Source organism: Candidatus Polarisedimenticolia bacterium (assembly GCA_035764505.1).
GTDB lineage: Bacteria > Acidobacteriota > Polarisedimenticolia > Gp22-AA2 > AA152 > AA152.
Genome location: DASTZC010000096.1, coordinates 1 through 11,875 on the forward strand (window position 1 = coordinate 1; position 11,875 = coordinate 11,875).

General features: G+C 63.8%; 13 protein-coding genes. 6 read left to right on the top strand and 7 right to left on the bottom strand.

What is annotated here, in order from left to right:
* Nucleotides 1-15 precede the first annotated feature (15 nt).
* Entirely contained in the window at nucleotides 16-1,080 is a 1,065-nt protein-coding gene (locus tag VFW45_06480) for an ATP-binding protein (GenBank protein HEU5180417.1), read from the top strand.
* Between the two features lie 16 nt (nucleotides 1,081-1,096).
* Here the strand turns inward: VFW45_06480 and VFW45_06485 are convergent, their stop codons facing one another.
* The 3 genes from VFW45_06485 to VFW45_06495 form a co-directional block, all read right to left on the bottom strand.
* A complete protein-coding gene (locus tag VFW45_06485) occupies nucleotides 1,097-1,342 on the bottom strand; it encodes a DUF3185 domain-containing protein (protein ID HEU5180418.1) in 246 nt (81 codons plus the stop codon).
* Between the two features lie 87 nt (nucleotides 1,343-1,429).
* Nucleotides 1,430-2,134 (bottom strand): hypothetical protein, encoded by a 705-nt coding sequence (locus VFW45_06490; GenBank protein ID HEU5180419.1) that lies wholly within the window; start codon nucleotides 2,132-2,134, stop codon nucleotides 1,430-1,432.
* Between the two features lie 115 nt (nucleotides 2,135-2,249).
* The gene (locus VFW45_06495) at nucleotides 2,250-2,402 is read right to left on the bottom strand and encodes a lmo0937 family membrane protein (protein ID HEU5180420.1); all 153 of its coding nucleotides are present in this window, start codon (nucleotides 2,400-2,402) and stop codon (nucleotides 2,250-2,252) included.
* Between the two features lie 230 nt (nucleotides 2,403-2,632).
* On the opposite strand from VFW45_06495, the gene VFW45_06500 reads away from it, so the two are divergent.
* The 5 genes from VFW45_06500 to VFW45_06520 all read left to right on the top strand — a co-directional run bounded on the left by VFW45_06500 (nucleotide 2,633) and on the right by VFW45_06520 (nucleotide 5,646).
* Complete coding sequence (locus VFW45_06500) at nucleotides 2,633-3,682, top strand: sensor histidine kinase (protein HEU5180421.1); 1,050 nt, start codon at nucleotides 2,633-2,635, stop codon at nucleotides 3,680-3,682.
* A gap of 7 nt (nucleotides 3,683-3,689) precedes the next feature.
* The gene (locus VFW45_06505) at nucleotides 3,690-4,367 is read left to right on the top strand and encodes a response regulator transcription factor (protein HEU5180422.1); all 678 of its coding nucleotides are present in this window, start codon (nucleotides 3,690-3,692) and stop codon (nucleotides 4,365-4,367) included.
* A gap of 242 nt (nucleotides 4,368-4,609) precedes the next feature.
* On the top strand, nucleotides 4,610-5,032 hold the full coding sequence (locus VFW45_06510) for a DUF948 domain-containing protein (protein HEU5180423.1): 423 nt from the start codon (nucleotides 4,610-4,612) through the stop codon (nucleotides 5,030-5,032).
* Entirely contained in the window at nucleotides 5,029-5,295 is a 267-nt protein-coding gene (locus VFW45_06515; protein HEU5180424.1) for a YtxH domain-containing protein, read from the top strand. Before VFW45_06510 ends, VFW45_06515 begins: the two co-directional genes overlap by 4 nt.
* Nucleotides 5,296-5,349: 54 nt before the next feature.
* On the top strand, nucleotides 5,350-5,646 hold the full coding sequence (locus VFW45_06520) for a hypothetical protein (protein HEU5180425.1): 297 nt from the start codon (nucleotides 5,350-5,352) through the stop codon (nucleotides 5,644-5,646).
* A 43-nt stretch (nucleotides 5,647-5,689) separates the two neighbouring features.
* Here the strand turns inward: VFW45_06520 and VFW45_06525 are convergent, their stop codons facing one another.
* From VFW45_06525 to VFW45_06540, 4 genes are all read right to left on the bottom strand, one after another.
* Nucleotides 5,690-6,700 (bottom strand): DUF2785 domain-containing protein, encoded by a 1,011-nt coding sequence (locus VFW45_06525; protein ID HEU5180426.1) that lies wholly within the window; start codon nucleotides 6,698-6,700, stop codon nucleotides 5,690-5,692.
* Complete coding sequence (locus VFW45_06530) at nucleotides 6,697-7,461, bottom strand: enoyl-CoA hydratase/isomerase family protein (GenBank protein ID HEU5180427.1); 765 nt, start codon at nucleotides 7,459-7,461, stop codon at nucleotides 6,697-6,699. Before VFW45_06530 ends, VFW45_06525 begins: the two co-directional genes overlap by 4 nt.
* Before the next feature lie 204 nt (nucleotides 7,462-7,665).
* Nucleotides 7,666-10,941, bottom strand: a complete 3,276-nt coding sequence (locus tag VFW45_06535; GenBank protein ID HEU5180428.1) for a CHAT domain-containing tetratricopeptide repeat protein — start codon at nucleotides 10,939-10,941, stop codon at nucleotides 7,666-7,668.
* Nucleotides 10,942-11,180: 239 nt separating this feature from the next.
* Nucleotides 11,181-11,549 carry a hypothetical protein gene (locus tag VFW45_06540; protein ID HEU5180429.1) on the bottom strand — a complete coding sequence of 123 codons (369 nt, stop codon included), beginning with the start codon at nucleotides 11,547-11,549 and terminating at the stop codon, nucleotides 11,181-11,183.
* Nucleotides 11,550-11,875 lie beyond the last annotated feature (326 nt).

An 11,875-nucleotide genomic window follows, 5' to 3' on the forward strand; every position in this document is an offset into this window, starting at 1 on the left:
GACGAGTTCCTGGCGATCCTGGCTCATGAGCTGAGAAACCCGCTGGGACCGATTCGCAATGCGGCGCATTATATGAGGCTCAAGGAGGTCAGCCCCGATTTTTGCCCCCCGCTCGAAATGATCGAGCGGCAGGTCAGGCACATGGTTCGGCTCATCGACGACCTGCTGGATGTCTCACGCATCTCGCGCGGTGCACTGGAGCTCCGGCTCGAGGAGATCCGGTTCGCGGAGGTCGTCGACGCCGCGGTCGACGCTTGCAGAGTGGAGATCCAAGAGCATCGCCACACGCTGCGTGTGAATCTGCCGAAGCATGCTGTCTTGCTACGAGGGGATCGGGCACGCTTGATTCAGATACTCTGCAACCTGCTCACCAACGCAGCCAAGTTCACTCCTCCAGGTGGGGTCATCGAGCTGAACGCGACGACGAGGGGCGGAACTCTCGTGTTGCGCGTCATCGACAACGGCATGGGGATCGCTCCCGGGAAGCTCAACGCGATCTTCGATCTCTTCACACAAGTGGACCGGTCGCTGGAGCGGCAGGGTGGATTGGGCATAGGGCTCACGCTGGTGCGACAGCTGATTGAGCTTCACGGCGGCAGCATCGAAGCCAAGAGTGATGGCGTCGGACGCGGGAGCGAGTTCATTCTCACGCTGCCCATCAGGGCCGGAGATGAAGCCTCTGCGGAGGTCTCGGCCGGCCCCGCACGGGTGAGCCCCGGCAGACCACGGCGAATCCTGGTGGCTGACGACAGTCACGACGCGGCGAAGAGTCTCACCCTCCTCCTTCGTCAGTGTGGGCACGAGGTCTATACGGCTTTCGATGGCATGGAAGCGGTGTTGTCGGCACAGGAGTGTCGGCCTGAGGTCATGATTGTCGACATCGGAATGCCGAAAATGAACGGCTACGAGGTCGCCCGGCGGATCCGCGAGCTGCCGTGGGCCAAGGGTGTCTGTCTCGTGGCGCTCACGGGCTGGGGGCAGGAAGCGGACCGCCATCGTGCCAGGGAATCCGGGTTCGACACCCACCTCGTGAAACCGGTCGACCCGGACGCTATCAACGCCTTGCTCTCCAAGCTCTGAGCCCTACGATTTGCCCTTATTTGGCCTTGATGACCGGCGCCGTCACTCCGGCGCCTCTGGCTACCAGCAACGCGAGGCCGCTCAGCAATGCGACGGCTCCCACGATGGGCGGGATGGGAAGGGTCCGGGTCCTCTGGCGGGTCACCTGGAGAGGGCCCAGATCGAGGGCCGTCTCCCGGGTTTTGTAGGTAATGCCCTGGTAGATGAATGCCATGATCCCCAGAGCGATGAGGATGTAGGCGGTAAGGGTTCTTGCCTTCATTGGGGTCTCGCTTTCTTTCTCGGCGGTTTCGGGTCGATTCTTCTTGCGGAGCACCCTGGCCCTCGCGGGCCAGGGTTCTTACCAAACCTACGACTTGACGGCGATGGTCAGGGGCTGGTCCAGGGTGATGACCAGGTCCGTGCCCATGGGAATCACCAGCTTCTTTCCTTTGGTGCCCGCGGCGATTCCGGTTCCGATGCCGCCGCCCACCACGGCTCCCACCGCGGCGTCCTTCGTGCTGCCCCCGAGAATCTTTCCGAGCAAGGCCCCGCCGGCGGCGCTGCCTCCAATGATGCCGGCCGTCTTCCCGGTGGAGCTGGCCATGCTCTCGAGGGTTGCGGACATGGGGGCGCTGTTGCCGCCGGGAGTCGTTACCTTGTCGAAGGAGAGGGCTACGGATCCACCCTTCTCCGAGATTTTCAACCCCTTCGTGGCGGGAGTGGCTTCCGTCACCTGGCCTTGAATGGTGCTGCCTGCCGGGATGGCGACGTGATCTCCCACCAGCACTCCCGTCGTCGTCGTGGCATTGAGGGTGTCCCCAGCCTGACTCGACTCGGAGTCGATGGTCGTGGAAAGGGTGATGTGAATCGTCGTCCCCTCGGGCACCGTGACGCGGGTCGTCTCGGGGAAGTAGGACCTGGAGGAAGTGTCGGAGGAGGTCCCGGACGAAGTCGCGGAGGCAACGTTGGTCTCCTCGGCTTCAGGTGACTGGCCGCAAGCCAACAAGCCGGTGATCAGAAGGATCCCCATGAGGATTCCGATACGGTTTCTGCCATTGAATTGAGAATTCATGCTGCTCCTTTATCTTCTGTTTGATGCGGCGTCGCGCGGTTGAAACATTCCGCTTCGCCGACCGGCAGCGCGATTCTGCCAGCCGGCGTCAAGGCTCAGAGGCAGGGCCTGAGATTTACCCGGTCGCTCGTCGTCCCTGCACCAGGTTGATGATGACCATGATGATGGCCAGCACCAGGAGGATGTGAACGAACCCTCCCATCGTGTAGCTGCTCACCACGCCCAGTAACCACAGAACTCCTAGAATCACGGCAATGGTCCACAACATGCTGTCTCCTTTCTGCGCTTCTGCACTTTCCCCATGGCTGAGAGGGGTTTTGAAGCTATTATGCAAACAGGCTATGCCACGGGACAGCCCCTTCCAATGGGGTGTAACCCTACTGGACGATAGACGGCGCTCCACGAAAGCGAATCGTGCTCTCGTCCTTGACCTGGCAGGGTAGGGTATTACCCCATGGAGAGAAGGAACCCACCGTTGGAGAATAAAGCGGAAATGGTATGAAAACTGACAAACAAGAAAGCGACTTGTCGGGCCGCAGCCTGCTGGCCCTGCGACGGCAGCTGAAGCAGGTGCCGCGGGCGGGCGTGCGTCCTGGCGGGGGACTCGGACACCGGGTCGCGTCGAACGGAGCGGGGAAAGGGAAGGCCCGTGGCGCCGCTGCGGCGCGGGACGGGAATATGAATCGAGCCAACGTGGCGCTGAGCCTGCGCACCGCGGCCCTGGCCGCTGCAAACCAACGGCTGAAGCAGGAAATCGTCCGGCGCCAGCTCGTGGAACAGGCGCTCAAGCGGAGCGAGCAACACCATCACCAGCTGCTGAAACAGTCGCGCGTCATGCAGGAGCAGCTACGGCGGCTGTCCCACCGGATTCTGTCGGCGCAGGAGAAAGAACGACAGGACATCAGCCGGGAGCTTCATGATGAAGTCGGTCAAAGCTTGACCGGAATCAACATCACCCTGGCGACCCTGAAGAGGGAATCAGCGGTCAACACGCGGGACATCCGCAGGCGGATCGCCATCGCGGAGCGGCTGGTGGAAAAGTCGCTCAAAGCTCTGCGTCGGTTCGTCCGCGAGTTGCGCCCGCCCATCCTGGACGATATGGGCCTCATCCCCGCCCTGGATTCCCACCTGAAGGAATTCGCCAAGCGGACGCGGGTGCAGATTCGTTTCAAGGCCGTTGCCGCGGTCGAGAGATGTGACAATGAGAAGCGCACGGTGCTCTATCGCGTCGCGCAGGAAGCGCTCACCAACATCGCCAAGCACGCCGAAGCCACGCGGGTGAGCGTCAGCCTCGTGAGCCTTCCGGGAGCCATCCGGATGGAAATCCGCGACAACGGCAAGTCCTTTCAGGTGAACCGCGCCTTCCTCGGCAAGAGGAAGAGGCGATTTGGATTGATCGGAATGCGCGAACGGGTGGAGATGGTCCAGGGCAATTTCCAGGTCGAATCCGCACGGGGCAGGGGCACCACCGTACGAGCCGAGATTCCGTTCCGCAACGAGCAGCAGGGCAGGGCTGTGTCGGTGGAACATGTTTCCCCGAGGCGGTGATCCTCTCATGAAGCGAATCAGCGTCTTGCTCGCCGAAGATCACACGATCGTCCGGGCGGGGCTTCGGGCGTTGTTGCTGTCCGAAGCTGACATGCAGGTGATTGGCGAGGCGCGGAACGGCCGCGAAGCGGTGCAGCTGGCGAAGCGGCTGCAGCCTGCGGTGGTCGTCATGGACATCGCGATGCCGTTGCTCAATGGCCTGGAAGCCACCCGGCAGATTCTCAGGGATGTTCCCGAGACGAAAATACTCATTCTCTCGGCGCACAGCGAGGACGAGTACGTCGAGCAATTGACCCTGCTGGGCGCGGCAGGGTACCTGCTGAAGCAGGCTTCCGCCGACTTTCTGGCCCGGGCGATTCGGGAAATCAGCAAAGGAAACGCGTTCTTCAGCCCCGTGATCACCAAACGCCTCCAGGATCTCGAGCGGGGCGCTCTCGATAGAGGAGGGCGGCTCAGGAAGCGAGGCGCCCAGCTGACCTCGCGCGAGGTGGAGGTGCTGCAGCTGATTGCGGAGGGAAAGGCCAACAAGCAAACCGCGGCCGAGCTCAGCATCAGTATCAAGACGGTCGAAAAGCATCGGCAGCAGATCATGAACAAGCTGGACCTCCACGACACCGCGTCCCTCACGCGCTATGCCATTGCGGCCGGAATCATCGAGAGCTTCGTCACCCTGGCGATCAAATAACCGCTCTCCCGGCCGTTCCCCTTGCACACGGCTGCCTCGACGACTAGAGACTCGCTCTGGTTGTCGGGTGGGTGAATACCCCATGGGCCGTCCGAGTTCCCGGGCCTATTCTAACCATGAAGAGCCACCTGCTCTGCCTGCCTCCGACGGTACCGGCTGCGGATTCGAATCGAGCGCAGCCTCGCTGACCAGCGGCAGGGCGAGCCGGCGCACCCCAGGCCTTGCCCTCAGAGAGGTTAGTGATGGAACAGCAACTTCCCACAGCGCTGCAAGCGACTCTGTACGTGGGGTCGATTGCGTTCATCGCGCTGGTTGCGGTGGCGATCGCCATGCTGCTTCAGCTTCGCAGGCAGATCGAGCGGGTTGTCCGGGCCGTCGAGGATGTGAAGGCCCAGGTGCAGCCTCTGGCACGGGAGACGCGGGCGCTGGTGGAGAACCTCCAGGATCTCTCCGCGCGTGTCAATCGGCAATGGGTGGAAGTGGAGCGCATCATGGAGACGGTGCGAACCTGGTGGCATCTGGTGGAAGGGATCAGCTCCGTGATGGCGCCGCCCGTCGTTGCGGCGAGGCGCAAGATCAATATTCTCAGGATAGGCCTGGAAGCGTTCGTCAGAGCGTTCACAAACCGGGCACAACCCCATCGACAGAAAGCGAGGGTATTGTGAAGGGAAACAATCAAGGTACCGGAAGTTGGACCGGCATCGTGGTGAGCGCCGTCGTGGGCGCGGCCGTCGGCGCAGGAATCGCCCTCCTGTTCGCTCCGCGCACGGGCAAGGAATCAAGAGACTGGATTGTGCGAAGCACGCGGAAGATCAAAGACAAGGCTGCCGGCGCCCTCGAGCAGGCCAAGGATGCAATCGGGCGGGAAAAAGACATCGCGCGACGGGAGGCGAAGGAAATCGTGAGCGTTGCCGACCGGAGCCGGTAGGGAGTCCTGAGGACTTCCGCCCGCCTCTTGACTAAGAGTGGAGTGGAGGAGGACATGAAATACGAAGATGAACCGATGAAACCCAAGGAACATTGGCTGTTTTGGTCCGGATTGGTTCTGGGGCTGGCTCTTTATCAGATCGTCGATACCTGCTTGATCAGGTCCCCGGTTCTGGGGGCAAACGCTCACTCCACGAACGAGCGCGTCGCGGTACTGTCCGCTCCTGGCATGGGCAAACTCCCGGAATCCACTCCGGCGCATTTCAGCCGCTTCGGGATGGACGGCAAAGAGACCTTTTACGAGGGAGGCGTCGCGGCTCCGATGACGGGCAAGTCCTTCACCTGCCCCTAAGGACGCTCGGTCGTTTCTGGCGCTCTATTTGGACGGCGGAGGGTCAGCGGCGGCGAAGGACCTGGAGCAGGCTTTTCCTGGCTTCGGCGAGGGGAGGCGTCTCGGGGGCGCTGAGGTGGGCCGCCAGCGCCTGCAGCATGTAGGTGTTGTTCTCGAACGTCTGCAACAGCTCGACGCGAGGAGGAGAGTCGTTCCAGACCCTCTGGTCGCCGCTCACCGCGGTCAGCCACCGGTTGAAGGCTTGGGCGTCGAAGTCGTTGCGCATCGCCAGCGTGGCGGCGATGAGCGACAGGCGGTCCTGCTCTCCGTAAGAGAAGATCTGGCCGGCTGAAGACAGGCGCTGCGAGATTGCTTCCAGCAGACGCGCCTGGTCTTCTTTCCTGAGCATTCCATTGCCGGCCAGATTCGCCAGCAGGTCGGCGGTGTGCGCCGTGGCATGAATCCATCCTTTGACCGGATCGAATCCCCGCAGATCCCGCTCCTGTTTCAGGTAGGTCAGGCCCTCGTTCAGCAGGGCCTGGTAACGCTCGGGACCGAGAAAGGGGACCTGCTGCTCGCGGCGCGCCAGCGACGCCAGGCAGAGCGCCGAGAACGATCGAGTGAATACCGAATCGGTTCCCGTTTCGCCAATCTTGAAGCGCAGGTTTTCCCGCCAGGCGTCGGCCAGGGCGTTGAGGTCGGCCGCCGGCACTTCCTGATGGCGAACCCACTGGTCGGTGATGGTGTAGGCGAGGTCGTCGCGCAGCTCGGGATCGGCGGAGCCCAGCAGTCCGCTCAGCTCCCGCAGCAGCGGGGTGATCGGCTGTCCTGCGGGAGGGGCGAATTTGTTCTTGGCAATGGTCCGCCAGAACTCACGGTCATGAGCCGACTTCTCCGGCGGAGCTGCGGGGGTTTGTGACGCTACGGCCTTTTCCGGCGGTGCCTCAGCACGCGCCGGCGCATTTCCCGATGCCGCCAGCAGCGCGCCCAGCATTAGAGCGAGAGTCCATCGAACGGGCATCCGGCCGGCAGCTCCAGCCTCGCGTCCCGGCATCCCTCCCGATGGCAGGCTCATTTCTTCTTGGCTCCGAAGGTGCGCTCGACGTGCTCGCTGATGCGCTGGATTGCCTCGGGGGTCGCCCAGATTTCCTCGACCAGCTGTTGAATCTGGGTGTCGTGCGCCGCGCGTATCTGCTCGAGGGACGGAGCGCGGAGCTGCAGCTTGGTCAGGCTGAAGGACGCCGGATGGAGGGACCCCAGCCGCTGCGCCACGGCCACCGCCCGATCGATCAGCTCCTCCGGTGCCGCGACCTCGTCCACCAGGCCGAATTCGCGCGCCTCCTCGGGATCGTGAGTCATGCCTCCGATCATCACCCGGCTCAGATGCTGCGGTGGGAGGACGAATCGCATGATTTCCAGAGGGGCCGGAGGAAAAGGGACGCCCACGCTCAGCTCGGGAACTCCGATCCGGCCGGGTCCTTTCGCCATGATGCGATGGTCGGCCATGCAGGCCAGGACGCACCCCCCGGCCATGGCGTGGCCGTTGATTGCCGCAACCAGAGGATGGGGAAAGCTGAAGATCGCGTCGCACATCTGATGAAGCGCGGGAAGCAGATCCCGGACATAGGCCGCTCCGCCTTCCAGCACGCGCAGGAGGTCGACTCCGGCGGAAAAAATGCTTCCCTCGGCCGTGAGAACCACGCTCCCGGTAGGGTCCCTTCCAGCCTCCTGGAAGAATGCCCGCAACGCCCGGCACAGCTCCACGTCGAGCGCGTTGGCGCGCCCGTGCCGCATCCGCACAATCGTTACGCCTGGCACCTCTTCGATTTCGAACATCGCGCCTCCGCTGGCTGCAATCGGCGGCGATTCGTCGCCTGGCGACCGGGAATGGGTACCGCGGCAAATCTCACGGTATCGGTGGCCCGCAGTCTATCAGTTCGAACACGATAAGGGGACTCGCTGGCGCGAAAACCGCCGGAGGCGAGATGGCGTGGTGCGGCTCAGCCCGCGACTCAATACCGTCTTGGCCCGAGGCTGAGACTACCGCCAGTCGCCGCTGGCGATGAAGGCGCCCCAGGCGGAAGGATGCGTGCTGACTCCCGCCTTGCGGCGGGCCTGAAGCATCTTCAGCGCGGCGTCGCGCACCGCTTCGGCGGAGGCGGCCCCCGAGATGCGGCTGGCGTAGAGGTTGTGGATCCAATCGCGAGCCGGGACGTCCGCGACGCTCCACAGGCTCATGATCAGCGTGCGCGCGCCGGCGATTTGGAACGCGCGTCGCAACCCGAGGACTCCTTCGCCGACCTGGATCGGGCCCAGTCCCGTCTCGCACGCCGACAGCACGGCCCATTCGACGCCCCGCAGGTCCAGGCTGGCCACCTCCGCGGCTGTCAGAATGCCATCCTCGCCCTCCGGCGCAGCAGGACCGCCCTGCCGCAGGTTCGCCCCCGCCATGGCCAGCCCCGAGAAGAGCAGGGGATTGTCGAGAAAAGGCGAGGCCCCCGCCCCGCCGCCGCCCGGCGTCCCGGAGTCGAGGCAATCCCGCGACAGGAAGAATCCATGGGTGGCGATGTGGAGAATCGCCCGACCGGCGGACAGGTCCTTCAAGAAACGCTCGCTGGCCAGCTTCCCGGTCAGCTTCATGATTCCGCCCGAAGCAGGGGAGCTGGACGAGTCTTTGCTCAACAGGGACGCCACCTCGTCGGCCTCCGCGACCGTGTTCGGCAGCGGAGAGAAGCGCATCGTCCGGAAAGCCTCGCAGGACGGCACCGAGCTGCGATAAGCGGCCGGGGCGGATCGGTTCGACGCGAATTCCGGCTCCGGCGCCGCCGCAGCGGCCGCCAGGTCCTCGGACGCCGGGCTGTCGAAATCGGGGCCCCCGAGCACCAGCGCCGTTGCGCCAGGGCGCGGAGCTCTCGGTTGCTGGAGGAGATCCCGCTCGGAGGAAAGGTAATGCAGCGTCGCCTCCTCCTCGATCAGGAAGCGGTTCCCCGGCCGAGCCAGCGTCGCGAAGCTGACCAGGTTCAAGGAAGCATCAGGTACGAGGAAGACGAGACGCGCCCCCTTGAGACGCGGCGCGACAGGATCCCAGATCTTCCGACTGAGCTCGAGGGCTGCATCCCGATAGCTCTTGTCGGACTGCGCCGATGCCGGATTCAGGATCTCCCGGCGCCAGGCCGCGACCCTCGCGTCGATCTCTTTGGCGGAGCCGAGCAGCACGAAGCGCGGAGCGGAATCTTCCGCCTCGAACGAGAGTACGGCGTAACTGGGCGTCCCCGAAAGTATTCTCCGGCCGGAAGAGTCACCTGCCTTGCCGGGATCCTGGAGCCGATCGAAGCGCAGATAGGCGACCAGGGCCGTGCGGGCGGGAAGCGCCGTGCGCGCCTCGTTCCAGCCCGCAAGCCGCGCGGCTTCTTCCTCTCGGTAGGCGCGGCTCTGCTCGGCCAGCCGGCGCTCGAGACCCTCTACTGCGGCCTCGCCGCGCTGCAGCTCGGTGCGAAACCGATCCGCGTGATCCTTGTCCGGTCCGACGAGCGAGAGATGCGACAACCGCGATCGTGCCTGGGCGAGATTGGCGCTCAGCTGCATGGTGGCCGGGTCCTCGAGCTGCAGGACAGCCTGGTGCCGCCGGGCGATCTCGTCGAGGACGACGGCGCGCGACCGCACCACCTCATCCCACAGGCGGGCTGCCGGCTCGGGCGAGGCGGCCATCTCAGGGCGTGAGGCCAGGATCGAAGCGGCCGTGGCGATGCCGCCGCCCAACCGCGACTCGTAGCGCAGCGCCTGCCTTTCCGTAAGGGCCGGAGCCGTGCGCAGCAGGTGGCGGCGGATGCTCTCTTCGCTGCGCAGGGCCGTGCCGAAGGCCGTCTTGACATTCCCCAGCGCCCACTGCGCCATCGCCAGACTTTCGAGCGTCTCCGCGACTTCGAATCCGTCGCCGAACATCTTCTCGCGGATGGCCAGGGCCTTGGTGAAGAGGTCCTGGGCCTGCGGCAGCTCACCCTTCGCCAGCAGATACGAGCCGAACCCCTGGTAGCCGTCCGCCCGATCGGGATGCTCGGGGCCGAGCGCCTTGTCCTGAACGGCAAGGGCCTTGCGGTAAAGGTCGCCCGCCGGCTCGAGCTGTCCGAGCTTCAATTGGACGTTCGCCAGGTCCAGCATGTAATAAGCGGTTTCGATGTTGCCGGGGCCATAGGCTTTCTCGAGCACCTCGATGCAGCGGCGGAAAAGCGGCGCCGCCTCGGTCAACCGGTCCTGCTGCGCCAGCACCCTTCCCAATCCGCCGAGCGTCGAGCCCACCTCGGAATGCGACCTTCCGACGCTGCGCTCGAAAATGTCGAGGGCCTTTCTCAGATAGGTCTCGGCGCGCGCGTAATCGGCGAGAGCCACGTGAAGGTTCCCGAGTACCTGGGTGCTCAAGCCCACCTCGTAGTGGTCCGGCCCAAGGGCCTGCGTCCTGATCTTGAGCGTCCGTTCGAGGACCGGGACGGCCTCGGTGTAGTTTCCTGACAGCTTGTAGATCATGGCGAGATTGTTCAGCGGCGAACCCAGCGCCGGATTATCCGGGCCGAGCCTCTTCTCCAGGATCGCAATGCAACGCTTCAGCAGCGGGAAGACCTTGTCGTACTCGCCCAGCATTCCATTGATGATTGCCAGATGGTTCAGGGGCTTGGCCAGAGCGGGATCGTCCGGACCGAGGGCCTTTTCCTGGATGGCGATCGCGCGCTCGATCGTCTCGCGTGCCTGGTCCAGAGGCCCCAGCTTCGAATAGGTCATCGCCAGACAATCGAGGGTCGGCACCCGGTCCAGCTCGTCAGGGGGAGGGTTTTTTTCAAAAATGGCGGCGGCTCTCTCGCAGACCGTCCGCGCCCCGGGATAATCGCCGGCGAAAAATCGCAGCTTTCCCGAAACGGCGAGCGCTCTCGCGACGTCGAGAGATTCCGGTCCGGAGCGCTTCTCCATCATTTCGACCGCACGGTCGGCGAGCGCCTTCGCCTCGGGCTCGGCCATCTTTCCCAGCCCGATCAAGGCTTCGACCACCAGGTCCATCGCCTGGGCGGCTTCCACCGAGTCCTTGCCCTTGGTGGCTTCGTAGCTCGCCAGGAGTGCGCGGGACTGCTTCTCCGCTTCCGCGAAATTCTCCTGCCGGAGCAGCTGGCGGATCCTGGTGATGGGCTCTTGCCCGCTTGGGCTGGTCGCGGATTTGACCGATGGAGGCGTGGCGCTGAAGCCGAGGGACGGAAGGAGCAGACTGAAAACCATTCCGATTGAGAGAAGCAGACCGGATCGCCGGCGCAGGCCGGCTTTGCTCGCACCCATGGTACCTCCCAATCCTCCCCAGCATTACAGTCGGCACACACGCAGGAAAGGTTCCAGGAGAATTGATTTTTCCCGCGGCCGGCCGAAAAACAGGCAACTTCCAGCGAGAGAGCCGCCATTATGGAACAAGCCGCGCAAGCGGATGGGGTTTTTTTCACGCAACAGGGGAGGATGGTCATGGGGCTTCCGGCGCCCGCAAGGGAACGGACGCCGGAAGCCAAAGGACGGTGCCGTGAGGTCTACTGGCCTGTGCAGGTGTTGTTGCAGGCGTTAGGAGGGTCGGCGGGACAGTAAGGCGGAATCGTGTAGCTGCAATTGGGATCCGCCACGCAGTCCTTATTGGTCTGATACCGGCAACAGTTGTCCTGGACGTTGGCGACGCAGTGGTACAGCACGCCGTTATCCACCTTGCAGATGTTGACGAGGCACAGTACTTCGGGTTGTGGCTTCGGCTTGGCCGAGGTGGGCATCACGAACTGCTCTGTCACGCTCGGCGTCGGGCCGACGGCGGATGTCTTCGGGGCCGCCGTCGCGCCCGCCATGCTGACGGTCACGACTACCGCGGCGGCCAGGAACACAAGAGCGAACAGCAGAAAAGACCTTCGCATCGTGGCCTCCTTGAATTGCGGCATTGGTCTCTTGAGCGGAGATTCGGACGCGCAGTGCTTGGTTGCCGTGGTCGGCGCGGAGGCGATCGTGCCACCGGGAACCCGGCATATTGCCGGACGGGAAAATCAAGGCGGGCGAGGGAATGTAGAGGCACTTCGACTCCCGCGAGAACAGCGCAGATCTCGGGCGCCGTTCCGGCTCTGGCAGTCGATGTAGAGAGCTTCCCCCGTTGGTATTTGTCGGTGGATTGGCGGGTGCGGTTCCACAAAAAACTCGCGTCCTTGCTGATTGTCAAAACAGCAAAGTGCCTGGGTTGTTTATTGTT